Here is a 26,162-nt window from a genome sequence, read left to right as displayed (position 1 = left end):
GCTTTTGTGCTTTTCAAGCCGGTGTTACATCGCTTTTTTGGTCAACTCGATAACGCGCAGTTTCGCGATCGCTTTAGCCAGCTCAGCTGAGGCCTGTGCGTAATCCACGTCGCCATGAGAGCTCTTAATGTGCTCTTCTGCTTTACGCTTCGCTTCCAGAGCTCGTGCTTCGTCGAGATCCTGTCCACGAATAGCGGTATCAGCAAGAACGGTCACACTGCCAGGCTGCACTTCAAGAATGCCGCCGGACAGGTAGATAAACTCTTCATGACCGAACTGTTTTACGATGCGGATCATACCAGGCTTAATGGCGGTGAGCAGCGGTGCGTGCCCTGGGAAAATACCCAGTTCACCTTCACTACCCGTTACCTGGATTTTTTCGACCAGACCAGAGAACATTTGTTGCTCTGCGCTGACGACGTCCAGGTGGTAAGTCATTGCCATATCACCCTCCGATTAAGGCGTTAAAGTTTTTTGGCTTTCTCGACAGCTTCATCGATGGTGCCAACCATATAGAACGCCTGCTCTGGCAGGTGATCGTATTCGCCTTCCATGATGCCTTTAAAGCCACGGATGGTATCTTTCAGCGATACGAATTTACCCGGAGAACCGGTAAAGACTTCTGCAACGAAGAACGGCTGGGACAGGAAGCGCTGGATCTTACGCGCACGTGCTACCACCAGTTTGTCTTCTTCAGACAGTTCGTCCATACCCAGGATCGCGATGATGTCTTTCAGTTCCTGGTAACGCTGCAGGATGGACTGAACGCCACGCGCGGTGTCGTAGTGTTCCTGACCAACAACCAGTGGATCCAGCTGACGGCTGGTGGAGTCCAGCGGGTCAACGGCCGGGTAGATACCCAGAGACGCGATCTGACGGCTCAGTACCACGGTTGCATCTAAGTGAGCAAAGGTGGTGGCTGGAGATGGGTCAGTCAAGTCATCCGCAGGTACGTATACCGCCTGTACGGAGGTGATAGAACCGGTTTTGGTAGAAGTGATACGTTCCTGCAGAACGCCCATCTCTTCCGCCAGAGTCGGCTGATAACCTACCGCTGATGGCATACGGCCCAGCAGTGCAGATACTTCAGTACCGGCCAGGGTGTAACGGTAGATGTTATCAACGAACAGCAGTACGTCACGACCTTCGTCACGGAACTTCTCAGCCATAGTCAGGCCGGTCAGTGCCACACGCAGACGGTTTCCTGGTGGCTCGTTCATCTGGCCGTAAACCAGGGATACTTTATCCAGAACGTTGGAGTCGGTCATTTCGTGGTAGAAGTCGTTACCCTCACGAGTACGCTCACCCACACCTGCAAACACGGAGTAACCGGAGTGCTCGATCGCGATGTTACGGATCAGCTCCATCATGTTTACGGTTTTACCTACACCCGCACCACCGAACAGACCGACTTTACCGCCTTTTGCAAACGGGCAGATCAGGTCCATTACTTTGATACCGGTTTCCAGCAGTTCCTGAGAGCTTGACAGCTCTTCGTAGGAAGGTGCTTCGCGGTGGATCGCCCAACGCTCTTCTTCGCCGATGTCGCCTTTCATGTCGATCGGCTGACCGAGCACGTTCATGATACGACCCAGCGTTGCTTTACCAACCGGGACTTCGATCGGGTGCTCAAGGTCTTTAACTTCCAGACCACGACGCAGACCGTCAGAAGAACCCATGGCGATGGTACGCACGATACCACCACCGAGCTGCTGCTGAACTTCCAGCACCAGGCTCTCATTACCATTCTGAACCTCAAGAGCATCGTACACGCGCGGTACGGCATCCTGAGGGAATTCGACGTCAACCACGGCGCCGATTACCTGGACAATTTTTCCAGTAGCCATCTTGAATCCTCTACGAATTAACCTGGTTATACCGCGGATGCACCACCGACGATTTCGGTGAGTTCCTGAGTAATGCTGGCCTGACGAGCTTTGTTGTATACCAACTGCAGCTCTTTAATCAGGCTGCCGCCATTGTCGGTCGCGGCTTTCATCGCCACCATACGTGCGGCCTGCTCGCTGGCCAGGTTTTCTACCACGCCCTGATAAACCTGAGATTCAACGTAACGACGCAGCAGGGTATCCAGCAGCGGTTTCGGATCGGGTTCATACAGGTAATCCCAGGCTTTATGTTTTAACTCTTCATCTTCTGATGCCGGCAATGGCAGCAGCTGAGTGAGGGTCGGAACCTGAGACATGGTATTAATAAATTTGTTGCTGACCACATACAGTCTGTCCAGACGGCCTTCATCGTAGGCCTGCAACATCACTTTTACCGGGCCGATCAGTTCGGACAGGGACGGGTTATCACCCATGCCGGTCACCTGAGCGACAATATTGCCACCCACTGAATTAAAGAAAGAAACGCCCTTGGAGCCGATCATCGCGATATCGCTCTGAACGCCTTTGTCGGACCAGACTTTCATTTCAGCCAGCAGCTTTTTGAACAGGTTAATGTTCAAGCCACCGCACAGACCACGGTCGGTAGACACCACCAGGTAGCCCACGCGTTTAACGTCGCGTTCTTCCAGGTAAGGATGCTTATATTCCAGATTACCGTTCGCAAGGTGACCAATCACTTTGCGCATGGTATCTGCATAAGGACGGCTGGCCGCCATGCGCTCCTGCGATTTACGCATTTTGGAAGCGGCGACCATTTCCATCGCTTTAGTGATCTTTTGCGTGTTCTGGACGCTTGCGATCTTACTACGTATCTCTTTTGCGCCGGCCATGAGCTTCTCCTCAATGCCTTGCGGCCTGTCCTAAGACAAGCCGCCGGACGTTACCAGGACTGGGTTGCTTTGAAGGAATCGAGGATAGCTTTCAGCTTGCCTTCGATTTCGTCGTTATAGCCACCGGACTGGTTAATCTCTTGCATCAGCGGAGCGTGATCACGGTCAACGTAAGCCAGCAGTGCGGCTTCAAAGCTACCGATTTTCGCCAGTTCCACATCTTCGAGGTAACCGCGTTCAGCCGCGAACAGCACCAGGCCCTGTTGTGCAACAGACATTGGGGCATACTGTTTCTGTTTCAGCAGCTCGGTCACTTTCTGACCATGGCTTAACTGCTTACGGGTCGCTTCATCCAGATCGGAAGCGAACTGAGAGAACGCAGCCAGTTCACGATACTGTGCCAGAGCGGTACGAATACCACCGGACAGTTTCTTGATGATCTTAGTCTGAGCAGCACCACCCACACGGGATACGGAGATCCCTGGGTTAACCGCAGGACGAATACCGGAGTTGAACAGGTTGGTTTCGAGGAAGATCTGACCATCGGTAATGGAAATTACGTTGGTCGGAACGAACGCAGAAACGTCACCCGCCTGAGTTTCGATAATCGGCAGTGCAGTCAGGGAGCCGGTTTTACCTTTAACTTCACCCTTGGTGAACTTCTCAACGTACTCAGCGTTAACGCGGGATGCGCGCTCCAGCAGACGGGAGTGGAGGTAAAATACGTCGCCCGGGAAGGCTTCACGTCCTGGTGGACGACGGAGCAGCAGGGAAACCTGACGGTAAGCAACGGCCTGTTTAGACAGGTCATCGTACACGATCAGTGCATCTTCACCGCGGTCACGGAAGTATTCGCCCATTGCGCAACCGGCATATGGCGCCAGGTATTGCAGTGCAGCAGATTCAGAAGCGGTTGCAACCACCACGATGGTGTTTGACAGCGCGCCGTGCTCTTCCAGTTTACGAACCACGTTAGAAATGGTGGACGCTTTCTGGCCGATAGCCACGTACACGCATTTGATGCCGGAATCGCGCTGGTTGATGATCGCATCGATTGCCATCGCGGTTTTACCGGTCTGACGGTCACCGATGATCAGTTCACGCTGACCACGACCGATTGGGATCATGGCATCAACGGATTTATAACCCGTCTGAACTGGCTGATCAACGGACTGACGTTCGATAACGCCTGGTGCGATAACTTCGATTGGCGAGAAGCCATCGTTATCAACCGGGCCTTTACCGTCGATTGGTGCACCCAGGGTGTTCACCACGCGACCCAGCAGGCCACGGCCGACTGGAACTTCCAGAATACGACCAGTACATTTGACTTTCATGCCTTCGGCAAGGTCAGCGTACGGGCCCATCACTACAGCACCTACGGAGTCGCGCTCCAGGTTCAGTGCGATAGCGTAACGGTTACCCGGCAGGGAAATCATCTCACCCTGCATACAATCGGCCAGGCCGTGGATGCGGATAACACCGTCACTTACAGAAACAATAGTACCTTCGTTATGAGCTTCGCTCACAACACTGAACTGAGCAATGCGCTGCTTGATCAGTTCGCTGATTTCGGTGGAATTCAGTTGCATGCTCCAGTCCCCTTAAGACTGCAAGACGTCTGCAAGGCGTTCAAGACGGCCGCGTACGCTGCCATCAATGACCATATCACCCGCTCGGATGATTACGCCTGCCATTACAGACTTATCGATTTTGCAATTCAGCTTAACTTTGCGTGACAGACGTTTTTCCATCGCGGCGGAGATCTTCGCAAGCTGTTCTTCACTCAGTTCATTCGCAGAGGTTACTTCAACTTCGGCGGTAGCTTCACTGAGGGCACGTAAGTGCTGGAACTGCTCGAGAACATCAGGGAGCACTCGCAGACGACCATTTTCAGCCATGACCTTAATCAGGTTCTGGCCGTTGTCATCCAGTTGCTCACCACAAATGGCGATAAACGATGCAGCAAGGGTTTCGGGTGCTAACGCACCGGAAAGCATCTCAGCCACTTGCTCGTTTTTCGTTACCTCAGCGGCAAACGCCAGCATATCCTGCCAGCGATCGACATTTTGGTGTTCGACAGCAAAGTCAAAAGCTGCTTTGGCGTAGGGGCGAGCTACCGTAACAAATTCAGACATCAGCCCCTCCCTCCTTACAGTTCAGCGACAAGTTTGTCCACGATGTCGCTATTAGCAGCTTCATCCACGGAACGTTCGATGATCTTCTCGGCGCCAGCAACAGCCAGAATCGCAACCTGCTTACGCAGTTCTTCACGAGCACGTTTACGCTCAGCATCAATTTCAGCCTGAGCTTGTGCAACGATCTTGGTACGTTCCTGTTCTGCTTCAGCTTTGGCTTCGTCCAGGATCTGAGCACGGCGTTTGTTAGCCTGTTCAATGATTACCTGAGCTTCACCTTTCGCTTTTTTCAGCTGGTCTGTCGCGTTGGCCTGTGCAAGGTCCAAATCTTTCTTAGCGCGCTCTGCGGAAGCCAGACCGTCAGCAATTTCTTTCTGACGTTTCTCGATGGCTGCCATTAAAGGCGGCCATACATACTTCATGCAGAACCAGACAAAGAGAATAAACGCGATGGCCTGGCCGAGGATTGTTGCGTTCATGTTCACAGCACAATACCTCTTTAATTTCTGTGGCTTGGGTTTTTAAAAACGAGTTACGCGACAGCAAACATCACGTACAGACCCAGACCTACAGCGATCATCGGGATTGCATCCACCAGACCCATAACGATAAAGAACTGAGTACGCAGCAGAGGAATCAGATCCGGTTGACGCGCAGCGCCTTCCAGGAATTTGCCCCCGAGGATGCCGATACCGATCGCAGCACCGATAGCCGCCAGACCCATCATCACAGCGGCAGCCATGTACAGCAGATCCATATTCAGGTTTTCCATGACAGTCTCCAGTTTGTTTCAATAAAAACGTAGTAGTGGTGGTTAAAAAATCAGTGCTCTTCAGACGCCATCGACAGATAGACGATCGTCAGAACCATGAAGATAAAGGCTTGCAGCGTAATGATCAGGATGTGGAAAATGGCCCATGGCACATTCAGAATCCACTGTGACCACCACGGCAGAAGACCCGCGATCAGAATGAAAATCAGCTCACCCGCATACATGTTACCGAACAGTCGCAGACCGAGTGAAACCGGTTTGGACAGCAGGCTTACGCCTTCCAGGATCAGGTTGACCGGAATGAACGCCCAGTGGTTGAACGGCTGCAAGGTAAGCTCTTTCACAAAGCCGCTTACGCCTTTCATTTTGATGCTGTAGAAAAGAATCAGGATGAATACGCCCAGCGCCATGGACAGGGTGATGTTCACGTCAGCAGACGGAACCACACGCAGTGCCGGCAGGCCGAGAACATGCTCACCGATGTACGGCAGCAGGTCGATAGGCAGAAGGTCCATCAGGTTCATCAGGAAGACCCAGACGAAGACAGTCAGCGCCAGCGGAGCAATCAGTTTGCTCTTACCGTGATACATGTCTTTGACGCTGCCATGAACGAAGCCGATGACTAACTCGATAGCCGTCTGGAATTTCCCTGGAACACCGCTGGTCGCCTTTTTAGCAACGCTACGGAACATGGCCAGGAACAACAGACCCAACACCACCGAGAAGAACATGGAGTCAATGTTGAGCGTCCAGAAGGTGGCCGGGGGGTTATGCGGATCCACCAGCGAGAATGTACGCAGGTCCATCTGAAGGTTCGTCAGATGGTGACCTATGTAATCCTGCGGCGTCATATTTTCTGAAGCCATGATGCCTTTTACCCTTTGTTGTTGATTACAGCTGGCGCCAGAATTTGTACCACCAGCACCAAAACCCACGTCACGATCAGCGGCAAAAATACCACTTTCAAAACAGCCAGCGCCACCACCAGGAAGGCGAAGGTCAGCAACACCTTACACACTTCGCCAAGAGCGAAGGACCAGGCCACGCGGCCTTTGGCAGGTGTATGCGCCTGATGACGCCAGGCAAAAATCATAAACAACATGTTTGGCAAAACCACTGCCAAACCTCCACACACTGCGGAGATGCCCCAGAAGGGGTCTTTGAGGCAGAACAGCAGTCCACTTGCTATCACAGCCAGAAACTGAATGAACAGAAGCTTACGAGCAACGTTTCGACTCAAGAGCGACACAGACATCACGTTTTTACTCCTGCTCCCTTCGAGGTATGTCGCGTGTCGTATAAAACGTCCTTTAACGCTCAGAGTCAAGCATCAAAAAGCGGTCAAATTATACGGTGCGCACCCGTGAATTCAAACATTAAGTAGCGAAAAGGTGAATAAATGTTTAAATAATTTTCCCCACCGCTATTTTTTAACTTTTCGCCAAACCCCACGCAATCCGGGAAAACTGCAAACCGCGTAGAAACGTTGGCGACAAAGCGTGCACGAGATCACAAAATACACATTTACGATAAGGTCATATTTATCAAATCAATAATTTGGTTTAATTCATCTTTATGATATTAAACACAAATGCCAGTAACTATTTTCAAAACAGCCCCGTACACGACAAAAACCTTTCATTGACATTTTTAATAAATATTTAACATCACAATCTCGTTACTGAATTCCACTTTTAGCAGACTGATATTTTCAGTGCTGACTATCTTTTGGGTGAACAAACGAATTCAGGTTAACGTTTGGGTAATCCCCGGTAACAACAAGGTTAAATTCAGTTCAGGGTGAAGCCCGACTTCGTGCTGCTTTTTAACACTCTAAGAACAGCACGAATTCCGCATTTTTTATGAGATTTTTAAAAATTGTTTGGCTTAATTATCACCAAATGGCGTTCACCATCGAGTTGCGGTACCCGCAGTTTAACAATGGACTCGACGGTATATCCATCAGGGAGTTGGGCGATTTCATCGTCAGGAACCAGTCCTTTGAGCGCGTAAAAACGGCCTTCCTGCGCAGGCAAATGCTTACACCAGCTCACCATGTCGTTGAGCGAGGCAAACGCGCGGCTGATCACGCCGTTGAACGGTGGCTCGGACGGAAACGCCTCTACCCTGCTCTGGACCGGCTCAATGTTCTCGAGCTTCAGCTCATGCTGGACCTGACGCAGGAAGCGCACGCGCTTACCCAGGCTGTCCAGCAGCGTGAAATGGCACTCCGGGCGCACGATGGATAACGGAATACCGGGCAGACCCGGGCCAGTACCGACATCGATAAAACGTTCACCCTGCAGGTGAGGCGCCACCACAATGCTGTCGAGGATATGACGAATCAGCATCTCGTTGGGATCGCGTACCGACGTGAGGTTGTACGCCTTGTTCCATTTGTTCAGCATATCGACATAGGCCACCAGCTGATTTTTCTGGTGATCGGTGAGCGAAATACCTGCTTCATCCAGCAGACGAGAGAGTTTGTTGAGCACGGTGAATACCTGTTTGAAATAATGAGCCCGGTGGCGCTAGCGCTTACCGGGCCTACGATACGAACTGTAGGGCGGGTTAGCGAAACGCCACCCGCCAAAATGGCAACGATTGCCTGCTGTTAAGCGCTGCGGCGCAGCATACCTTGTTTTTTCAGCCATACCAGCAGAATGGAGATCGCTGCGGGCGTCACGCCGGAGATGCGAGATGCCTGGCCGATCGACACCGGTTTGTGATCGTTCAGCTTGGCGATCACTTCGTTGGACAGCCCCGTCACCTGGCGGTAGTCCAGCATTGCCGGCAGCAGCGTGTTCTCGTTGCGCAGCTGTTTCTCGATCTCATCCTGCTGACGCGCGATGTAACCTTCGTATTTGACCTGAATTTCGACCTGTTCGGCCGCTTCGGCGTCGTCCAGACCCGGCGCGAACGGCGTCATCTGCACCAGCTTCTCGTAGGTCATTTCCGGGCGGCGCAGCAGATCTTCCCCGCTGGCTTCGCGCGACAGTGGTGCGCTCAAGTGAGCGTTCACTTCGCCTACTGATTCGGTCTGTGGGTTCACCCAGGACGTTTTCAGGCGCTGGCGTTCAGTTTCGATACGCTCGAGCTTGTCGTTGAAACGCGCCCAGCGTTCGTCATCGACCAGACCCAGCTCGCGACCCATTTCGGTCAGACGCAGATCGGCGTTGTCTTCACGCAGCATCAGACGATATTCCGCACGTGAAGTGAACATGCGGTACGGTTCTTTGGTACCGAGGGTGCAGAGATCGTCGACCAGCACGCCCAGATAGGCCTGATCGCGACGCGGTGCCCAGCCGTCTTTTTCGGCAGAGAAGCGCGCGGCGTTAAGACCCGCCAGCAGGCCCTGCGCGGCGGCTTCTTCGTAACCGGTGGTGCCGTTGATCTGTCCGGCGAAGAACAGGCCCTGGATAAATTTGCTCTCCAGTGTCGGTTTCAGATCGCGCGGGTCGAAGAAATCGTACTCAATAGCGTAGCCAGGACGAACGATTTTTGCGTTCTCCATGCCCTGCATTGAGCGAACAATTTGCATCTGCACATCGAACGGCAGGCTGGTGGAGATGCCGTTCGGGTAAATTTCGTTAGAGGTGAGGCCTTCCGGCTCCAGGAAGATCTGGTGCTGGTTACGATCGGCAAAGCGCATCACCTTGTCTTCGATCGACGGACAATAGCGCGGGCCGATCCCTTCGATCACACCGGCGTACATCGGGCTACGATCGAGGTTATTGCGGATCACGTCATGGGTTTTTTCGTTGGTGTGCGTGATGTAGCACGGCACCTGCTGCGGATGCTGTGCAGCGGAACCCATGAACGAGAAGACCGGCATCGGGTTGTCGCCGTGCTGCTCTGCCAGCACGCTAAAATCGATGGTGCGCGCATCAATACGCGGCGGCGTACCGGTTTTCAGGCGGCTGACGCGCAGCGGCAGTTCGCGAAGACGACGGGACAGGGGAATGGACGGCGGATCGCCAGCACGGCCACCGCTGTAGTTATCCAGACCAATGTGAATTTTGCCATCGAGGAAGGTCCCGACCGTCAGCACCACGGATTTGGCGCGGAACTTCAGACCCATCTGGGTCACAGCACCGACGACACGATCGTTCTCAACGATAAGATCTTCCACCGCCTGCTGGAAGATCATCAGGTTCGGCTGATTCTCCAGCGCAGTACGCACAGCCTGGCGGTAGAGCACGCGGTCTGCCTGAGCGCGGGTGGCTCGAACGGCGGGACCTTTGCTCGCGTTTAGTATCCTAAACTGAATGCCTGCCTGATCGATCGCTTTCGCCATCAGGCCGCCAAGAGCATCCACTTCTTTTACCAGGTGTCCTTTCCCAATGCCGCCAATCGCCGGATTACAGGACATTTGTCCCAGCGTGTCGATATTGTGTGTCAAAAGCAGGGTCTGTTGACCCATACGCGCTGCGGCCATAGCGGCCTCAGTGCCTGCGTGACCCCCGCCAATGATGATGACGTCAAAAGGATCCTGATAAAACATGCTTTCCTGCCTTGCGTAAAGCGGTTTGAAAATGGATTTAAGCCCGGGCCGTGGATTCTACTCAAGTTTAGTCTTTCGAGAAAGCATTGGGATCTTGGCTATTAAAAAGAAGATCTTCTTATTTAGAGATCTGTTTTACTATGATCTCTTATTAGGATCGCCTTCACCTGTGGGTAAGTGGGATCTCATGAGAAAGATCATAAGGATAGAAAGGATCGTTTGCTGTGAATGATCGGTGATCCTGGACAGTATAAGCTGGGGTTAGATCCTCGACTTATACACAGGTCAAAAACCAGCCAACGGTTATACCTTGGATAACTACCGGTTGATCCAAGGTTTTAACCAGACTTATCCACATCTGATCGCACGATCTTTAAGCGTTCTTGAGTAAATTAATCCATCCACCCAGCCATTCTTCGGCTGGATCCTCCGGAATATCATGATCGAGGATGTTGATCTTCAGCGTTTCGCCGATCTGTTTTGCCCCACCGGAGATGATCGCGGCTTCGACTTTCTCTACGGCACCGCAAAAGGTGTCGTATTCGCGGCTACCAATACCGATCGCGCCAAAACGCACGCCTGACAGGTCAGGGAGCTGCTCGAGAAGCTCATCATAGAGAGGTTGCAGGTTATCCGGGATATCGCCCGCACCGTGGGTCGAGGTGATCAGCAGCCAGATCCCATCAACAGAAAGATCTTCCAGCAACGGCCCGTGGAGGGTTTCGGTGGAAAAACCGGCATCTTCCAGCTTTTCGGCCAGGTGTTCTGCAACATATTCCGCGCCGCCAAGAGTACTGCCACTGATAAGAGTAATATCTGCCATGATCGCTCGCTCATATAAAGAGGGAAGCATTGTACGCTGTGAGCGAGCTGGGATCTACCTGTGGAAAATGTGGTGATTAAAAGGTGCCGCTACGGGCGGATGGTGCGCATGATCGGGTTCTGCAGGGAGATCAGCGTCTCGGTGGACTGAATTTCATCAATTGTTTGGATCTTGTTGATAAGTACCTGCTGCAGGGCATCGATCGACTTGCACATCACCTTAATAAAGATGCTGTAGTGCCCGGTGGTGTAATAGGCTTCGGTCACCTCTTCCAGGCTTTCGAGCCGGGCCAGCGCTGAGGGGTAATCTTTTGCGCTTTTCAGAATAATGCCAATGAAGCAGCAGACGTCATACCCGAGCTGTTTCGGACTGACGTCAATCCGCGCCCCGGTAATAATCCCCGCCTGCTTCATCTTCTCGACGCGAACGTGAATCGTCCCCGGGCTGACGCCGAATTGTTTAGCCAGTTCAGCATACGCCGTGCGCGCATTGGCCATTAATGCCTCGAGGATGCCGCGGTCCAGATTGTCGATCTGATAATTTTCCATAGGTTTTTCTTATGAAGATTGAGTAATCCCTCTATTCTAGCGTCTTATTTTAACGAATCAAAAGTGAAGCAGGCTTTTTGTTGTTGGATTATTGAATTGAGTGCCGGTTTTGTTGCTTAATCAATATCAACAGGACGCAGGAGTATAAAAATGAAAACCGCTTATATCGCAAAACAACGCCAGATCAGTTTCGTTAAATCCCATTTTTCACGTCAGCTCGAAGAGAAGCTTGGCCTGATTGAAGTGCAGGCCCCGATCCTCAGCCGCGTTGGCGATGGGACGCAGGACAACTTGTCTGGTTGCGAAAAAGCGGTACAGGTAAAAGTGAAAACCTTGCCAGACGCCCAGTTCGAAGTGGTGCATTCACTCGCGAAATGGAAACGTCAGACACTGGGACAACACGACTTCAGCGCGGGCGAAGGGCTCTACACGCACATGAAAGCCCTTCGCCCCGATGAAGACCGCCTGACGGCCATCCACTCTGTTTACGTTGACCAGTGGGACTGGGAACGCGTGATGGGGGATGGCGAACGCCACCTGGGCACGCTGAAATCCACCGTAGAAGCCATCTACGCGGGGATCAAAGCGACCGAAGCGGCGGTGAGTGAAGAGTTCGGTCTGGCACCGTTCCTGCCAGATTCGATCCAGTTTGTACACAGCCAGGATCTGCTGAGCCGTTTCCCGGATCTCGACGCCAAAGGCCGCGAGCGCGCGATCGCCAAAGAGCTGGGCGCGGTGTTCCTGATCGGTATCGGTGGAAAGCTGTCAGACGGTCAACGCCACGACGTGCGTGCCCCGGATTATGATGACTGGAGCACCCGCGATGAGCGTGAACTGGCTGGTCTGAACGGCGATATTTTAGTGTGGAACCCGATTCTGGAAGATGCGTTTGAGCTCTCTTCCATGGGGATCCGCGTGGATGCCGACGCGCTGAAACGCCAGCTGGCGACGACGGGGGATGAAGATCGCCTGAAACTCGAATGGCACCAGGCGCTGCTGCGCGGTGAAATGCCGCAAACCATCGGCGGAGGTATCGGCCAGTCGCGTCTGACGATGCTGCTGCTGCAGCTGTCCCATATCGGGCAGGTACAGTGTGGCGTATGGCCGCAGCAGGTTCGTGAAAGCGTCGGTTCCTTACTGTAAAGCTAACGCCGCCAGCGTCTGACCAGGCGGCTACGCAACCCGGTATCAAAGCGCCAGATGTGATCGAAGATGCGCATGATGCCGGGTTTTCCATGTTGCGACATGGCGACGGCGTGAAAACGATGCTGGTGATCCCGCTGTAACGACTTCACCTTTGCCACCACCTCATCCGGCAGTCGCTGGGCAATAAAGTCAGAAATCACCACCGCATCTGCGTCATACCAGTCTCCGCCCTGCATACGTTCTGCGATGGCGCGAAAACAGCTGGCGATATCGGTCCCGCCGCGAAAGCGCTGGCTCAAAAAACGGATCGCCTGCTCGATACCTTGCTCACCCGTCAGTTCGTATCCCACCACTTCGCTGGAAAACAGCATAATGAAGCAACGCCGCCGATCGGCGAGGGCCACGCGCATCAGCGCCAGGCAAAAGGCTTTGGCGCACTGTTCGTTAAAGCCGCCCATCGACCCGGAAGTATCGACGCAGACAATAAAAGGCCCGCGCGGCTGCTCGTCAAAATCCTGATGTACGACCGGACGCTGACTGATTTTCTCGCGCCAGGATTCACCGTGCAGGCGATAGGTCAGGAGCTGCTTCTCCACCAGCCGCCGGTAAAACTCGTACTCCAGCTCGGTGATCCCAAGCGTCGCCAGCTCCGTTGGCAGCAGGCGCAGAATGTCATCGCTCTGCTGCAGGCCGTCGACCTGCTCCGGGACGGTGGCCGGTTCGCGCACCAGGGTGCGGAAGGTCTCCATCGGCGCGTCTTTCTTCGGCACCGACTTCGCTTCCCGCGAACGGCCAAGCTGTTCGGCGATCTGCATCAGCTCGGGCTGTTGCGCCAGAAAATCGCCGTATTTAACGATTAGCTGGTAGTCGCCGCGCCGGATCTGTCCGGCGCTCATATCCCACAGACGCCCGGCGGAGTGTTCGTTCTCCACCAGCACCTGCTCCAGCTGGCCGCTCAGGGTCATGCGCTCCTGAACTTCACTCAGCAGCTGTTCGCGCTCCTCTTCCAGCAACTGCTGGTTGAGCGACGTGGTCTGCACCACCAGACTGAGCCGCCAGCGCTGTAGAAACAGCGTATGCAGCGCGGGCGTAAACGTGGCGTTGTCCGAGACCAGCGTGCGGGCCTGGGAAGCATAAGGCGAATGCACTTTATCAAGCAGCGCCAGGATCTGCGGGAGCTGAACGATGAACTGGGATGTGGATAACCGCTGGCATTGCTGGTAGCACGCCACCTCTTCCGTCAGTTCGGGCGGGACTTCGGTCTCTTTCAGCCGCTGACGCAGGTTATCCCGCCAGCGCGGGAGATCGTCGGTAACGGCCTTTTTTATGCGAGGAAACTTCTCAAAGAATGCGGCCAGCTGGGGCGAGGCGAGCAAGGTCAGAAGGACCTCTTCTATCAGCCCCTCTTCGCCAACCGCCAGCATTACATTGAGGGTATCCAGCGTTAGCATTGACGCGCCTGTTTGATCTGCGCGCTGACATCCTGCAGGCTGGCTTCGATGCGACCCAACCAGTCGCTATGAATAAAGAGGCATTTTTGCTGTTCGCTGAACCGCGTGTGCTGCTGATGCCACTCCGTATCCAGGGCGTCGAGCTGCTGTTTGATCTCCTCCGGCACGCTCTCTGAAGCACTTCCCGGCAGGGCGAGGCGTGAACCCTGCAGGCTCACATCGCGGATCACCAGGTGCAGACTGGTATCTACTTCCAGGTTCAGCACCTGGGCAAAGCCGATGCCGTTGAGCTTCCCGCGGATTTCGCCATTTTTGTCCAGCCACAGGGCCAGCGCCTCGCGCTCGACGGTGATATGCACCACCTGCATATCGTGCAGTTTTAACGGCTGCTGGAGCAGGAGCGTCAGGGTGGTCTCCGTCAGTTCGGTGGGCAGTTCGTAGTGCGGTTTACGCGAGAACATCCCGCCGAGACGGCTCACTTTCAGCGCGGTTTTATCACTTTGCTGCTGCTGAAGCTGGATGCGTCGCTGGGTGATAGCGCCCAGCTGAGTGAGCATCGCCTGCTGCCCCCACGCGTGTCCGGTCATCAAAACGTCCAGCTGCTGCTGCATCAGATGCATCCCTTCGGCATCGTGCCACAGACAATCTTTCAGCAGGATCAGATCGATGGGGGCGACAGAATCCCGGCCGCTGAACAGGGCGCTGGCCTGCAGCAGGCGAATCGCTTTTTTCCAGCGCCGATCGGAGACGTAGGGCGCGGCGGGTAAGAGATCCAGCTGCTGGCGCAGCATAAAGATCAGCTCAAAAACCGCGTCCGGCAGTTTTATTTTGCCGATATCCTGCTGCCACTGTTGGTACTCTTCATCCGTCACCTGCAAGGAGGGCGAGACCGGGTTTTCGTTTTCATCCTGCTGGCTGATCAGTAGAGAGCGGAAATTCGATTTATCCTGCACCTTATCCAGCCACAGGCGGATCAGCATGCGGTCATACAGCGCTTCGAGGCTGCTGTCGGCTTCCGGCAGTTCGTTAGACGCCGCCACCAGCAGACGCATCGGGATTTTTTCCTCAAAGGCGCCGTTACGGAAGCGGCGTTCGTTGATGGCGGTGAGCAGGGTGTTCAGGATTGCCGGGCCCGCTTTCCAGATTTCATCCAGAAAGACAATTTCCGCTTCGGGGAGATAACCCGCCGTTAAGCGCTGATAGCGCCCTTCATCTTTCAGAGCCTGAATCGAGAGCGGGCCAAACACCTCTTCCGGGGTGGAGAAACGGGTCATCAGATATTCGAAGGCGCGCGCGTTCTGGAAGGCAAATTTCAGTCGACGCGCAATCAGGCTCTTGGCGATGCCGGGCGGACCGAGCAGGAACACACTTTCGCCGCTGAGCGCTGCCAGCAAACAGAGCCTAATCGCATGGCTGCGTTCGAAAAGGCCTTTCTCCAGCGCGCCGCTGAGGCGGGAAATTCTTTCTGCTAATAAATGTGAGTGAGCCATAATTGTGTTGCGTCCTTTCGGCGTCGTCGCAGCTAATTGATGCGAGTATAGACGTTTCAGCATGGGCTGGTAATAGACTGAAGTGCGGCGCTATTTTCTTTGCGCTACATTAATACGCTTGCATTTAGGGGTACGATCTTGCGATTAATCGTGCATACTGTGCGCCTTTTTGTGGGCCAAGGGACTAAGCACACATTTGTTATACAACGAAAAGACTAGTCTATGAGCACTGATAATAAGCAATCATTACGCGCTATAACGCTGGCGGCCATTGGGGTTGTGTACGGTGATATCGGTACCAGCCCGCTCTATACGCTTCGCGAATGTCTGTCCGGTCAGTTTGGTTTTGGTGTTGAACGTGACGCCGTTTTTGGCTTTTTGTCACTCATCTTCTGGCTGCTGATCCTGGTGGTCTCGGTTAAATATCTCTCTTTCGTCATGCGCGCAGACAACGCCGGTGAAGGTGGGATCCTGACGTTGATGTCCCTTGCCGGGCGCAATACGTCGGCAAAAATGACCTCGTTCCTGGTGATTATCGGCCTGATAGGCGGCAGCTTCTTCTATGGAGAAGTGGTGATCACCCCGGCGATTTCGGTCCTCTCGGCGATAGAGGGGCTGGAGATTATCGCGCCGCAGCTGGATACCTGGGTGGTGCCCCTCGCCATTATTGTGCTGACCCTGCTGTTCGCGATTCAGAAGCATGGCACGGGGCTGGTGGGTAAGCTGTTTGCGCCGATTATGCTGGCCTGGTTCCTGATCCTGGCGGCGCTTGGCCTGCGCGGTATTCTCAGCAACCCAGAAGTGCTGCAGGCGCTGAACCCAATGTGGGCGGTCCACTTCTTCCTCGAATATAAAACCGTGTCGTTTGTTGCACTGGGTGCCGTCGTGCTGTCGATTACCGGTGTGGAAGCGCTGTACGCCGATATGGGCCACTTCGGTAAACTGCCGATTCGTCTGGCGTGGTTCTCCGTGGTGCTGCCCTCTCTGGCACTGAACTACTTCGGTCAGGGCGCGTTACTGCTCAAACATCCGGAAGCAATCAAGAACCCGTTCTTCCTGCTGGCTCCTGACTGGGCGCTGGTCCCGATGCTGATCCTCGCCACCCTGGCGACGGTGATTGCATCTCAGGCGGTGATTTCAGGCGTCTTCTCCCTGACGCGCCAGGCGGTTCGTCTGGGGTATCTGTCGCCGATGCGTATTATTCACACCTCGGAGATGGAATCCGGGCAGATCTACATTCCGTTCATTAACTGGCTGCTTTACTTCGCCGTGGTGATCGTGATTGTCAGCTTCGAGCACTCCAGCAACCTGGCGGCGGCGTACGGTATCGCGGTGACGGGCACCATGGTGCTGACCTCGATTCTCTCCACCACCGTGGCGTACCGAAACTGGCACTGGAACAAGTTCCTGGTGGCGCTGATTCTGATCGGTTTCCTGTGCATCGACGTGCCGCTGTTCTCCGCGAACCTCGACAAAATCGTCTCCGGCGGTTGGCTGCCGCTGACTCTGGGTCTGGTGATGTTCCTGGTGATGACCACCTGGAAGAGCGAGCGCTTCCGTCTGCTGCGCCGTATGCATGAGCACGGTAACTCTCTGGAAGCGATGATCGCTTCGCTGGAGAAATCCCCGCCGGTTCGCGTGCCGGGCACCGCGGTGTATATGTCGCGTGCGCTGAATGTGATTCCGTTTGCCCTGATGCACAACCTCAAGCACAACAAAGTTCTGCACGAGCGCGTGATCCTGCTGACGCTCAGAACCGAAGATGCGCCGTACGTGCATAACGTTCGTCGCGTGCAGATCGAGCAGTTGTCGCCGACCTTCTGGCGCGTGGTGGCGAGCTACGGCTGGCGTGAAACGCCAAACGTGGAAGAGGTGTTCCACCGCTGCGGTCTTGAAGGCCTGAGCTGCCGAATGATGGAAACCTCGTTCTTTATGTCCCACGAGTCGCTGATCGTTGGCAAACGTCCGTGGTATCTGCGTCTGCGCGGCAAGCTGTACCTTATCCTGCAGCGTAACGCCCTGCGCGCGCCCGACCAGTTCGAAATCCCGCCTAACCGCGTGATTGAGCTTGGGACGCAGGTCGAGATTTAACATCCGCAATACCTTCCAAAAATGCCGGGTGGCGCTTCGCTTACCCGGCCTACTTTACCCGTAGGCCCGCGCAAGCGTAGTGCCGCCGGGCAATTCTTTTGCTCCCCATTTCACTTAGCGAAACGTTTCGACGTTGATCACAATTCTGTTACGTCATGATGGTTTTCTGAACACCGTTGAGATTAAACTTAATTCAGCGAAACGTTTCGCTAGTGGAGCAAGAAAATGAAGAAAGGTACGGTACTCAACTCTGAAATCTCATCGGTTATTTCCCGTCTTGGGCATACCGATACGCTGGTGGTTTGCGATGCAGGCTTACCGGTTCCGCGCAGCACAACCCGTATTGATATGGCGTTAACGCAGGGCGTGCCCTCGTTTATGCAGGTACTGGGCGTGGTGACGGCGGAGATGCAGGTTGAGGCGGCCATTCTCGCGACGGAGATCAAACAACATAATCCGCAACTCCACGAAACGTTGCTCAGCCACATTGAGCAACTGCAACAACACCAGGGAAACACCATAGAAATTCGTTACACAACGCACGAACAATTCAAACAACAAACCGCAGACAGTCAGGCGGTGATTCGCAGCGGGGAGTGTTCCCCGTATGCGAATATCATTCTCTGTGCTGGCGTCACCTTCTGAGGCCATCATGGACGCATTATTGCAACTTAAAGGGATCGATAAATCGTTCCCGGGCGTAAAAGCCCTCTCCGGCGCGGCGTTAAACGTTTACTCCGGGCGCGTCATGGCGCTGGTGGGTGAAAACGGCGCGGGCAAATCCACGATGATGAAAGTGCTCACCGGCATCTATGCCCGTGACGCCGGTTCGCTGCTGTGGCTGGGGAAAGAGACCACTTTCAACGGACCTAAATCCTCTCAGGAAGCCGGGATCGGCATCATCCATCAGGAACTGAACCTGATCCCGCAGCTCACCATTGCGGAAAACATCTTCCTGGGCCGCGAGTTCGTTAATCGCTTCGGCAAAATCGACTGGAAAAAGATGTACGCCGAAGCCGACATTCTGCTGGCGAAGCTGAATCTGCGCTTCAAAAGCGACCGTCTGGTGGGCGACCTGTCTATCGGCGACCAGCAGATGGTCGAAATTGCCAAGGTGCTGAGCTTCGAGTCGAAAGTCATCGTCATGGATGAACCGACCGACGCCCTGACTGATACCGAAACCGAATCCCTGTTCCGCGTGATCCGTGAACTGAAATCTCAGGGGCGCGGGATCGTCTATATTTCCCACCGCATGAAAGAGATCTTCGAGATTTGCGATGACGTCACGGTGTTCCGCGACGGGCAGTTCATCGCCGAGCGCGAAGTCTCCTCCCTGACCGAAGATACGCTGATCGAGATGATGGTGGGGCGTAAGCTCGAAGAGCAGTATCCACGTCTCGACAAAACGCCGGGCGCGGTTCGCCTCAAAGTCGACAACCTGTGCGGGCCGGGCGTGAACGATGTCTCCTTTACTCTGCGTCAGGGCGAAATCCTCGGCGTGGCGGGGCTGATGGGCGCCGGTCGTACCGAGCTGATGAAAGTCCTGTACGGCGCGCTGCCGCGCACCAGCGGTTACGTTACCCTCGACGGTCACGAAGTGGTCACTCGCTCACCGCAGGATGGGCTGGCAAATGGCATCGTCTATATCTCCGAAGACCGTAAGCGCGACGGCTTAGTGCTCGGGATGTCGGTAAAAGAGAATATGTCCCTGACGGCGCTGCGCTACTTCAGCCGCAGCGGCGGCAGCCTGAAACACAAAGACGAGCAGCAGGCGGTGAGCGATTTTATCCGTCTGTTCAACGTCAAAACGCCATCGATGGAACAGGCGATCGGCCTGCTCTCCGGCGGGAATCAGCAGAAAGTGGCGATTGCCCGCGGCCTGATGACGCGTCCGAAAGTGCTGATCCTCGACGAACCAACCCGTGGCGTTGACGTCGGCGCCAAGAAAGAGATTTATCAGCTGATTAACCAGTTCAAGGCTGACGGTCTGAGCATCATTCTGGTCTCTTCCGAGATGCCAGAAGTATTAGGCATGAGCGATCGCATTATGGTTATGCATGAAGGGCATCTCGGCGGTGAATTCACTCGCGAGCAGGCCACCCAGGAAGTTCTGATGGCTGCCGCTGTGGGCAAGCTTAATCGCGTGAATCAGGAGTAAGAAGATGACTACCCAGGCTGTTGCTGGTCGCCGCTATTTCACTAAAGCATGGCTGTTGGAACAAAAATCGCTGATCGCCCTGCTGGTGTTGATCGCGATTGTGTCGACCATGAGCCCGAACTTTTTTACCGTTAATAACCTGTTCAACATTCTCCAGCAGACGTCCGTCAACGCCATTATGGCCGTGGGCATGACGCTGGTGATTTTGACGTCGGGAATCGACCTGTCCGTCGGTTCTTTGCTGGCGCTCACCGGCGCGGTAGCGGCCTCGATTGTAGGGATTGAGGTCAACGCGCTGGTGGCGATTGCGGCTGCGCTGGCGTTAGGTGCGGCTGTCGGTGCGGTCACCGGGATGATTGTGGCAAAAGGCCGCGTGCAGGCGTTCATCGCCACGCTGGTGATGATGCTGCTGCTGCGCGGCGTGACGATGGTTTACACCAACGGCAGCCCCGTCAATACCGGCTTTACCGACAACGCCGATCTGTTTGGCTGGTTTGGTATCGGTCGTCCGCTGGGTATTCCGACGCCAGTGTGGATTATGGGGATCGTCTTCCTGGCGGCGTGGTACATGCTGCACCACACTCGTCTGGGCCGTTATATCTATGCCCTGGGCGGTAACGAAGCGGCGACGCGTCTTTCCGGTATCAGCGTCAATAAAGTCAAAATCATCGTCTATTCCCTGTGCGGTCTGCTGGCGTCGCTGGCGGGTATCATCGAAGTGGCGCGTCTCTCTTCTGCGCAGCCGACGGCGGGCACGGGATATGAGCTGGATGCGATTGCCGCGGTGGTGCTGGGTGGTACCAGCCTCGCGGGCGGTAAAGGTCGCATTGTTGGGACATTGATCGGCGCACTTATCCTTGGCTTCCTGAATAATGGTTTGAATTTATTAGGTGTTTCTTCCTATTACCAGATGATCGTTAAAGCAGTGGTGATTTTGCTGGCGGTTCTGGTAGACAACAAAAAACAGTAACTGACGACACTACAGGACATCTTGAATATGAACATGAAAAAACTGGCTACCCTGGTTTCTGCTGTGGCGCTGAGCGCTACCGTGAGTGCGAACGCCATGGCGAAAGACACCATCGCGCTGGTCATCTCAACGCTGAACAACCCGTTCTTCGTCTCCCTGAAGGATGGCGCACAGAAAGAAGCCGACAAACTGGGTTACAACCTGGTTGTTCTGGATTCTCAGAACAACCCGGCGAAAGAGCTGGCCAACGTTCAGGACTTAACCGTTCGTGGCACCAAAATCCTTCTGATCAACCCAACCGACTCTGATGCGGTGGGTAACGCCGTGAAGATGGCCAACCAGGCGAAAATCCCAGTGATCACCTTGGACCGCGTAGCGACCAAAGGCGAAGTGGTCAGCCACATCGCGTCTGACAACGTACTGGGCGGCAAAATCGCCGGTGACTACATCGCCAAGAAAGCCGGTGAAGGCGCCAAAGTTATCGAACTGCAGGGTATCGCAGGGACTTCTGCGGCGCGTGAGCGTGGCGAAGGTTTCCAGCAGGCCGTTGCAGCGCACAAATTTAACGTTCTGGCCAGCCAGCCCGCTGACTTCGACCGTACTAAAGGCCTGAACGTGATGCAGAACCTGCTGACCGCGCATCCGGAAGTGCAGGCAGTGTTTGCACAGAACGACGAAATGGCTCTGGGTGCGCTGCGCGCTCTGCAGACTGCCGGTAAATCTGATGTGATGGTGGTCGGTTTTGACGGTACGCCAGACGGTGAGAAAGCGGTAAATGATGGCAAACTGGCGGCGACTATCGCTCAGTTGCCAGAGCAGATCGGCGCGACGGGCGTTCAGACTGCGGATAAAGTGCTGAAGGGCGAGAAAGTCCAGGCGAAATATCCGGTTGACCTGAAGCTGGTCGTTAAGCAGTAATAGGCGATTCAGGCGGTCATCTGGCGGCCTGAGGGACTAAAAATAAAGAAAAGTGTGGCATACGCCACCGGGTAAAACCGGTGGCTTCCTTTACTGGACACCTCAATCATGAAAACCGCAGTCAATCTCGTCGTCCTTGGCAGTATCAATGCCGATCACATTCTTAACCTTGAGACTTTCCCGACCCCTGGCGAAACCGTCACCGGCAACCAGTATCAGGTGGCTTTCGGTGGCAAAGGTGCCAACCAGGCGGTGGCCGCCGGACGCAGCGGGGCGCACATTGCCTTCATCGCCTGTACGGGTGATGACGACACCGGCGAGCGCGTGCGTAAACAGCTGGAGAGCGACAATATTGATATTGCGCCGGTCAGCGTGGTGGCGGGCGAATCAACCGGCGTGGCGCTGATCTTCGTCAACGCAGAAGGTGAGAATGTTATCGGTATTCATGCGGGAGCCAATGCGGCGCTGAATATTGAGCGTGTAGAAGAACAGCGTGGGCTGATTGCCAGCGCCGAAGCGCTGCTAATGCAGCTCGAGTCGCCGGTGGAAAGCGTGCTGGCGGCCGCGAAAATTGCACATGAAAATCATACCACTGTCGTACTTAACCCTGCTCCAGCGCGTCTATTATCAGACGAGTTGCTGGCGCTGGTGGACATCATCACCCCGAACGAAACGGAAGCTGAAAAGCTGACGGGCATTCGCGTGGAAAATGATGACGACGCGGCGCGTGCCGCTCAGGCACTGCACGATAAAGGTATCGGCACGGTCATCATTACGCTGGGCAGTCGCGGCGTGTGGGCGAGCGTTAACGGCGAAGGTCGTCGCGTTCCTGGTTTTAACGTTAAGGCCATTGATACCATCGCCGCGGGAGACACCTTTAACGGTGCGCTGGTCACGGCGCTGCTGGAAGGCGGGTCGCTCGACAACGCAATTCGCTTTGCGCATGCCGCTGCGGCAATTGCGGTGACGCGCAAAGGGGCACAGCCTTCGGTTCCATGGCGCAAAGAGATTGATGAATTTTTGAGTCAGCAGGGGTAACGCTTGGCCACAATGAAAGATGTCGCCCGCATGGCGGGCGTTTCTACCTCGACGGTTTCCCACGTCATCAATAAGGATCGCTTCGTCAGCGAGGCGATACGGGAAAAAGTCGAAGCTGCCGTCAAAGACCTCAACTACGCTCCTTCGGCGCTCGCGCGCAGTCTCAAGCTTAATCAGACCCACACCATCGGTATGCTGATCACCGCCAGTACCAATCCGTTCTATTCTGAGCTGGTGCGCGGCGTTGAACGCAGCTGTTTCGAACGCGGTTACAGCCTGGTGCTGTGTAACACCGAGGGCGACGAACAGCGCATGAACCGTAATCTGGAAACGTTGATGCAAAAGCGCGTCGACGGATTGCTGCTGCTCTGTACCGAAACGCACCAGCCCTCGAAAGAAATTATGCAGCGCTATCCGTCGGTTCCGACGGTGATGATGGACTGGGCACCCTTCGACGGGACCAGCGATCTGATTCAGGATAACTCGCTACTCGGCGGGGATATGGCGACGCAACACCTGATCGACAAAGGCTACACCCGCATCGCCTGCATTACCGGGCCGCTGGATAAAACCCCGGCGCGTTTGCGTCTCGAAGGGTATCTTGCGGCCATGGACCGCGCGGGCCTGCCGGTTCCGGACGGGTATCGCATTACCGGTGATTTTGAATTCAACGGCGGTTTTGAAGCGATGCAAAAATTGTTGGCGCAGGACGTGCGTCCGCAGGCGGTATTTATTGGCAACGATGCGATGGCTTTTGGCGCGTATCAGGCGCTGTATCAGGCGGGATTACGCGTTCCCCAGGATATGGCGGTGATTGGTTACGATGATATCGAGCTGGCTCAGTATATGACGCCGCCGCTGACCACGATTCATCAGCCGAAAGATGAGCTGGGCGAGCTGGCGATCGACGTGTTGATTCATCGGATGGCGCAGCCCGCCCTTCAGCAGCAGCGGTTGCAGCTTACTCCTGTTCTGATGGAACGCGGTTCTGTTTCGGCGGGTGGCGATCTTTAATCAGATTGCCACCGTCTTTGGGTTTGAGCAGCATAAACACCAGCGCCGAGACCACCGTCAGGACGCCCATCGTTATAAAGGTGTAGTGGAACTGCTCCACCGTGTTCGTCCCTTCCATCCCTTCATAGACGCGCAGCACCGCTGCGCTCACCGCGACCCCAAGACTTATCGACAGCTGCTGTGTTACGGCTAGCACGCTGTTGCCGCCGCTGGCATTTTCATCCGTGAGATCGGCGAGGCTGATGGTATTCATCGAGGTGAACTGGATCGACATCGCCATCCCTAAGATAAAGAGCGGGAGTAACAGCATCCACGCCGGGAAGGCGGCGGACTGCAGCGAAAACTGCGCAATCATCAGGCCGATGAAGACGGTGACGCCCACCAGGGTTTTACGATAGCCCAGTCTGCGCAGGATCTGCGTCACCATGGATTTCGCCAGAATAGAGCCGACGGCGGTCGGCGCCATCATGCATCCGGCAATCAGCGCTGGATAACCAAACCCGACCTGCAACATCAGCGGCATCAGAAACGGCACGCAGCCTGTACCCAGACGCGAGGCGATGTTTCCGGCAATGCCCACTGAGAAGGTTCGGGTTTTGAACAGCAGCAATGAAATGAGGGGCGTCGGATGACGGCGCGCATGGCGTATATAAAGAAGGAAAAGCAGGATGCCGCTCAGGATAATGGAAAGCGCGATCCAGGTGGCAACGATTTTCTCGCCGAATAACTCCATGCCGGTCGAGAACAACACCAGGCTCAGGCCGAACAGGAAGAACCCGCCCATATCGAAGCTGCGCTTCGGGGTGGTGAAGTTCGGCATGTATTTGCGGGCGTAGCAAAGACCGGCCACGCCAATCGGAATGTTAATCAGGAATATCCAGTGCCAGCTCGCCCAGGTCACCAGTACGCCGCCGAGAACCGGGCCGAGGATCGGGCCAACCAGGCCGGGCATGGTGACGAAGTTCAGCACCGGCAGCAGTTCGCTGCGCGGATAAGCGCGGAGTAACGCCAGGCGTGCGACCGGCATCATCATCGCGCCACCAATGCCCTGCAGAATGCGGAAGACAACCAGCTCGGATAAGGAGGTCGAAAGCGCACAGGCCAGAGAGCCGAGGGTAAACAGCGTAACCGCGAGCATGAAGATCCGACGCGTGCCGAAGCGGTCCGCCAGCCAGCCGCTGACCGGGATCAGCATCGCGACGGTCAGCGTATAGCTGATGATGGCGGATTGCATCGCCAGTGGTGAACGGTTGAGGCTTTCGGCGATGGCCGGGAGGGCCGTGTTAAGAATGGTGGCATCCAGCGCCTGCATAAAGAAAGCCATTGCCGCAATCCATGGCAATCCCGCCATGCTGCGTGCTTTTTTCTCAGTCATTGATTGTCCGGTTGTTGGTGTGGTGTCGCTAATAAAACCTGGCAAGCGAGTAACGCCCGTTGTCCGTCACTGTCCTGAATGGCATCGACAATAGCCTGGTGCTGATCCAGCTTCACCACGTCATTCTGAGTAATAGAAGCAAAGTAGGTGTGGTACACCGAATGGAACAGGGAGGCAAAGGAGGTCAGGAAGGGATTGCCGCTCATTGCATAGATTTGCTCATGCCAGGACATATCCACTTCAATCCAGCGCTGGCGGTTGAAATGCTGCTTCAGGAAGGTCATTTCGTCCATCAACGTATTGAGCTGGGCTTTCTGTTCGGCGCTGCCTTGCACGGCGGCGAGCAGGCAGGCTTGCGGCTCCAGGCTGCTACGCATAATAAGGAAGTGTTCAACGACCTGCTGAAAGTTCTCTTCGGTCATCCACCAGGAGAGCAGTTCCTGATCGAGGAAGTTCCAGTTGCTCTGAGGCATCACGCGTGTCCCGATGCGCGGGCGCGGGAGCACCATTCCTTTCGCGGTTAAGGTTTTTACTGCTTCACGAACGGCGGTACGGCTCACGCCAAACTGCTCACCCAGCTCCATTTCGCCTGGGAGAATACTTCCTGGCGTGTATTTTCCTGCCAGAATCCGCTGAGCCAGTTTTTCTGCCAGCACATAAGAGAGGTTTTTTTGGGCTGCCAGCTGTTGCGCGCTTAAGGGCATCGCTCTTTTTCCTTAATGGTACATGCTATTTAGTATGCCATCTGGAGTGTGATTGTGGCTGCAGGAACAGCAAATAGAGCAATTTATGGCTCATTCGCGGGCGTATTGGTGAAAAAAAACACGGTTAGAAAGTTTTTTTACATTTCCTCTTGTCACCTCAGAATAACTCCCTATAATGCGCCTCCACTGACACGGAACAACGGCACGCAAGCCGCCGTAGCAGCAGGGGTTCAGCGATGAACGCCGACAGAGAAAAGCGAAATTAAACGCTTGACTCTGAATGAG

At 54.8% G+C, this 26,162-nt stretch carries 25 protein-coding genes; 8 read left to right on the top strand and 17 right to left on the bottom strand.

Annotated features, from left to right (window positions below):
* Positions 1-24: 24 nt before the first annotated feature.
* The 13 genes from QQF33_RS09780 to asnC all read right to left on the bottom strand — a co-directional run bounded on the left by QQF33_RS09780 (position 25) and on the right by asnC (position 11,522).
* The gene (locus QQF33_RS09780) at positions 25-444 is read right to left on the bottom strand and encodes a F0F1 ATP synthase subunit epsilon (protein WP_003023809.1); all 420 of its coding nucleotides are present in this window, start codon (positions 442-444) and stop codon (positions 25-27) included.
* 20 nt (positions 445-464) lie between these two features.
* A complete protein-coding gene (gene atpD, locus QQF33_RS09775; RefSeq protein ID WP_095284097.1) occupies positions 465-1,847 on the bottom strand; it encodes a F0F1 ATP synthase subunit beta in 1,383 nt (460 codons plus the stop codon).
* A gap of 26 nt (positions 1,848-1,873) precedes the next feature.
* Complete coding sequence (atpG, locus tag QQF33_RS09770) at positions 1,874-2,737, bottom strand: F0F1 ATP synthase subunit gamma (RefSeq protein ID WP_095284095.1); 864 nt, start codon at positions 2,735-2,737, stop codon at positions 1,874-1,876.
* Between the two features lie 50 nt (positions 2,738-2,787).
* Positions 2,788-4,329 carry a F0F1 ATP synthase subunit alpha gene (gene atpA, locus QQF33_RS09765; protein ID WP_285157740.1) on the bottom strand — a complete coding sequence of 514 codons (1,542 nt, stop codon included), beginning with the start codon at positions 4,327-4,329 and terminating at the stop codon, positions 2,788-2,790.
* Between the two features lie 12 nt (positions 4,330-4,341).
* Complete coding sequence (gene atpH / locus QQF33_RS09760) at positions 4,342-4,875, bottom strand: F0F1 ATP synthase subunit delta (protein WP_282494074.1); 534 nt, start codon at positions 4,873-4,875, stop codon at positions 4,342-4,344.
* A gap of 14 nt (positions 4,876-4,889) precedes the next feature.
* Positions 4,890-5,360, bottom strand: a complete 471-nt coding sequence (gene atpF, locus QQF33_RS09755; RefSeq protein ID WP_095284091.1) for a F0F1 ATP synthase subunit B — start codon at positions 5,358-5,360, stop codon at positions 4,890-4,892.
* Positions 5,361-5,407: 47 nt separating this feature from the next.
* A complete protein-coding gene (gene atpE, locus QQF33_RS09750) occupies positions 5,408-5,647 on the bottom strand; it encodes a F0F1 ATP synthase subunit C (protein WP_000429386.1) in 240 nt (79 codons plus the stop codon).
* A 50-nt stretch (positions 5,648-5,697) separates the two neighbouring features.
* Positions 5,698-6,513 carry a F0F1 ATP synthase subunit A gene (gene atpB / locus QQF33_RS09745; protein WP_282494075.1) on the bottom strand — a complete coding sequence of 272 codons (816 nt, stop codon included), beginning with the start codon at positions 6,511-6,513 and terminating at the stop codon, positions 5,698-5,700.
* Between the two features lie 8 nt (positions 6,514-6,521).
* Positions 6,522-6,902: a F0F1 ATP synthase subunit I gene (atpI, locus tag QQF33_RS09740; protein ID WP_282494076.1), complete on the bottom strand. Its 381-nt coding sequence runs from the start codon at positions 6,900-6,902 to the stop codon at positions 6,522-6,524.
* A gap of 616 nt (positions 6,903-7,518) precedes the next feature.
* A complete protein-coding gene (gene rsmG, locus QQF33_RS09735; RefSeq protein ID WP_285151076.1) occupies positions 7,519-8,142 on the bottom strand; it encodes a 16S rRNA (guanine(527)-N(7))-methyltransferase RsmG in 624 nt (207 codons plus the stop codon).
* 119 nt (positions 8,143-8,261) lie between these two features.
* Positions 8,262-10,151, bottom strand: coding sequence for a tRNA uridine-5-carboxymethylaminomethyl(34) synthesis enzyme MnmG (gene mnmG, locus QQF33_RS09730; RefSeq protein ID WP_285151077.1), 1,890 nt, complete (start codon positions 10,149-10,151; stop codon positions 8,262-8,264).
* A 373-nt stretch (positions 10,152-10,524) separates the two neighbouring features.
* The gene (gene mioC / locus QQF33_RS09725) at positions 10,525-10,974 is read right to left on the bottom strand and encodes an FMN-binding protein MioC (RefSeq protein ID WP_282494079.1); all 450 of its coding nucleotides are present in this window, start codon (positions 10,972-10,974) and stop codon (positions 10,525-10,527) included.
* Positions 10,975-11,063: 89 nt separating this feature from the next.
* The gene (asnC, locus tag QQF33_RS09720; protein WP_088221282.1) at positions 11,064-11,522 is read right to left on the bottom strand and encodes a transcriptional regulator AsnC; all 459 of its coding nucleotides are present in this window, start codon (positions 11,520-11,522) and stop codon (positions 11,064-11,066) included.
* Between the two features lie 150 nt (positions 11,523-11,672).
* Between asnC and asnA the strand changes: the two genes are divergently transcribed.
* The gene (asnA, locus tag QQF33_RS09715; RefSeq protein WP_282494080.1) at positions 11,673-12,665 is read left to right on the top strand and encodes an aspartate--ammonia ligase; all 993 of its coding nucleotides are present in this window, start codon (positions 11,673-11,675) and stop codon (positions 12,663-12,665) included.
* Positions 12,666-12,667: 2 nt separating this feature from the next.
* Here the strand turns inward: asnA and viaA are convergent, their stop codons facing one another.
* On the bottom strand, positions 12,668-14,119 hold the full coding sequence (gene viaA, locus QQF33_RS09710) for an ATPase RavA stimulator ViaA (protein WP_282494082.1): 1,452 nt from the start codon (positions 14,117-14,119) through the stop codon (positions 12,668-12,670).
* Positions 14,113-15,609: an ATPase RavA gene (ravA, locus tag QQF33_RS09705; RefSeq protein WP_285151078.1), complete on the bottom strand. Its 1,497-nt coding sequence runs from the start codon at positions 15,607-15,609 to the stop codon at positions 14,113-14,115. Before ravA ends, viaA begins: the two co-directional genes overlap by 7 nt.
* A 222-nt stretch (positions 15,610-15,831) precedes the next feature.
* Here ravA and kup point away from each other — a divergent pair, with 222 nt between their 5' ends.
* From kup to rbsR, 7 genes are all read left to right on the top strand, one after another.
* Positions 15,832-17,700 (top strand): low affinity potassium transporter Kup, encoded by a 1,869-nt coding sequence (gene kup / locus QQF33_RS09700; RefSeq protein WP_282494084.1) that lies wholly within the window; start codon positions 15,832-15,834, stop codon positions 17,698-17,700.
* 225 nt (positions 17,701-17,925) lie between these two features.
* Positions 17,926-18,345: a D-ribose pyranase gene (rbsD, locus tag QQF33_RS09695; protein WP_125914997.1), complete on the top strand. Its 420-nt coding sequence runs from the start codon at positions 17,926-17,928 to the stop codon at positions 18,343-18,345.
* Positions 18,346-18,352: 7 nt separating this feature from the next.
* Positions 18,353-19,858, top strand: a complete 1,506-nt coding sequence (rbsA, locus tag QQF33_RS09690) for a ribose ABC transporter ATP-binding protein RbsA (RefSeq protein WP_285146318.1) — start codon at positions 18,353-18,355, stop codon at positions 19,856-19,858.
* 4 nt (positions 19,859-19,862) lie between these two features.
* On the top strand, positions 19,863-20,828 hold the full coding sequence (gene rbsC / locus QQF33_RS09685) for a ribose ABC transporter permease (protein ID WP_095284073.1): 966 nt from the start codon (positions 19,863-19,865) through the stop codon (positions 20,826-20,828).
* A 27-nt stretch (positions 20,829-20,855) separates the two neighbouring features.
* Positions 20,856-21,746 carry a ribose ABC transporter substrate-binding protein RbsB gene (gene rbsB / locus QQF33_RS09680; RefSeq protein ID WP_095284071.1) on the top strand — a complete coding sequence of 297 codons (891 nt, stop codon included), beginning with the start codon at positions 20,856-20,858 and terminating at the stop codon, positions 21,744-21,746.
* Between the two features lie 108 nt (positions 21,747-21,854).
* Positions 21,855-22,784: a ribokinase gene (gene rbsK, locus QQF33_RS09675; protein ID WP_285151080.1), complete on the top strand. Its 930-nt coding sequence runs from the start codon at positions 21,855-21,857 to the stop codon at positions 22,782-22,784.
* 3 nt (positions 22,785-22,787) lie between these two features.
* The gene (gene rbsR, locus QQF33_RS09670) at positions 22,788-23,798 is read left to right on the top strand and encodes a ribose operon transcriptional repressor RbsR (protein ID WP_282494088.1); all 1,011 of its coding nucleotides are present in this window, start codon (positions 22,788-22,790) and stop codon (positions 23,796-23,798) included.
* Here rbsR and mdtD read toward each other — a convergent pair.
* Together mdtD and QQF33_RS09660 are read right to left on the bottom strand one after the other, a co-directional pair.
* Entirely contained in the window at positions 23,746-25,173 is a 1,428-nt protein-coding gene (mdtD, locus tag QQF33_RS09665; RefSeq protein ID WP_285151081.1) for a multidrug transporter subunit MdtD, read from the bottom strand. The two genes, rbsR and mdtD, sit on opposite strands and share 53 nt — an antisense overlap.
* Positions 25,170-25,877 carry a FadR/GntR family transcriptional regulator gene (locus QQF33_RS09660; protein WP_285151082.1) on the bottom strand — a complete coding sequence of 236 codons (708 nt, stop codon included), beginning with the start codon at positions 25,875-25,877 and terminating at the stop codon, positions 25,170-25,172. Before QQF33_RS09660 ends, mdtD begins: the two co-directional genes overlap by 4 nt.
* Positions 25,878-26,162 lie beyond the last annotated feature (285 nt).

The sequence above is a fragment of the Lelliottia wanjuensis genome, assembly GCF_030238365.1.
In the GTDB taxonomy this organism is placed as follows: domain Bacteria; phylum Pseudomonadota; class Gammaproteobacteria; order Enterobacterales; family Enterobacteriaceae; genus Enterobacter; species Enterobacter wanjuensis.
Note: the sequence above shows the minus strand (reverse complement) of the source record. Positions and strands in the feature narration are given on the sequence as shown.

Excerpts from the sequence above, each read along its gene's own strand:
- QQF33_RS09780 (WP_003023809.1), bottom strand. The coding sequence starts at position 444 with ATGGCAATGACTTACCACCTGGACGTCGTCAGCGCAGAGCAACAAATG.
- atpD (WP_095284097.1), bottom strand. The coding sequence starts at position 1,847 with ATGGCTACTGGAAAAATTGTCCAGGTAATCGGCGCCGTGGTTGACGTC.
- atpG (WP_095284095.1), bottom strand. The coding sequence starts at position 2,737 with ATGGCCGGCGCAAAAGAGATACGTAGTAAGATCGCAAGCGTCCAGAAC.
- atpA (WP_285157740.1), bottom strand. The coding sequence starts at position 4,329 with ATGCAACTGAATTCCACCGAAATCAGCGAACTGATCAAGCAGCGCATT.
- atpH (WP_282494074.1), bottom strand. The coding sequence starts at position 4,875 with ATGTCTGAATTTGTTACGGTAGCTCGCCCCTACGCCAAAGCAGCTTTT.
- atpE (WP_000429386.1), bottom strand. The coding sequence starts at position 5,647 with ATGGAAAACCTGAATATGGATCTGCTGTACATGGCTGCCGCTGTGATG.
- atpB (WP_282494075.1), bottom strand. The coding sequence starts at position 6,513 with ATGGCTTCAGAAAATATGACGCCGCAGGATTACATAGGTCACCATCTG.
- atpI (WP_282494076.1), bottom strand. The coding sequence starts at position 6,902 with ATGTCTGTGTCGCTCTTGAGTCGAAACGTTGCTCGTAAGCTTCTGTTC.
- mnmG (WP_285151077.1), bottom strand. The coding sequence starts at position 10,151 with ATGTTTTATCAGGATCCTTTTGACGTCATCATCATTGGCGGGGGTCAC.
- mioC (WP_282494079.1), bottom strand. The coding sequence starts at position 10,974 with ATGGCAGATATTACTCTTATCAGTGGCAGTACTCTTGGCGGCGCGGAA.
- asnC (WP_088221282.1), bottom strand. The coding sequence starts at position 11,522 with ATGGAAAATTATCAGATCGACAATCTGGACCGCGGCATCCTCGAGGCA.
- asnA (WP_282494080.1), top strand. The coding sequence starts at position 11,673 with ATGAAAACCGCTTATATCGCAAAACAACGCCAGATCAGTTTCGTTAAA.
- viaA (WP_282494082.1), bottom strand. The coding sequence starts at position 14,119 with ATGCTAACGCTGGATACCCTCAATGTAATGCTGGCGGTTGGCGAAGAG.
- ravA (WP_285151078.1), bottom strand. The coding sequence starts at position 15,609 with ATGGCTCACTCACATTTATTAGCAGAAAGAATTTCCCGCCTCAGCGGC.
- kup (WP_282494084.1), top strand. The coding sequence starts at position 15,832 with ATGAGCACTGATAATAAGCAATCATTACGCGCTATAACGCTGGCGGCC.
- rbsD (WP_125914997.1), top strand. The coding sequence starts at position 17,926 with ATGAAGAAAGGTACGGTACTCAACTCTGAAATCTCATCGGTTATTTCC.
- rbsA (WP_285146318.1), top strand. The coding sequence starts at position 18,353 with ATGGACGCATTATTGCAACTTAAAGGGATCGATAAATCGTTCCCGGGC.
- rbsC (WP_095284073.1), top strand. The coding sequence starts at position 19,863 with ATGACTACCCAGGCTGTTGCTGGTCGCCGCTATTTCACTAAAGCATGG.
- rbsB (WP_095284071.1), top strand. The coding sequence starts at position 20,856 with ATGAACATGAAAAAACTGGCTACCCTGGTTTCTGCTGTGGCGCTGAGC.
- rbsK (WP_285151080.1), top strand. The coding sequence starts at position 21,855 with ATGAAAACCGCAGTCAATCTCGTCGTCCTTGGCAGTATCAATGCCGAT.
- mdtD (WP_285151081.1), bottom strand. The coding sequence starts at position 25,173 with ATGACTGAGAAAAAAGCACGCAGCATGGCGGGATTGCCATGGATTGCG.
- QQF33_RS09660 (WP_285151082.1), bottom strand. The coding sequence starts at position 25,877 with ATGCCCTTAAGCGCGCAACAGCTGGCAGCCCAAAAAAACCTCTCTTAT.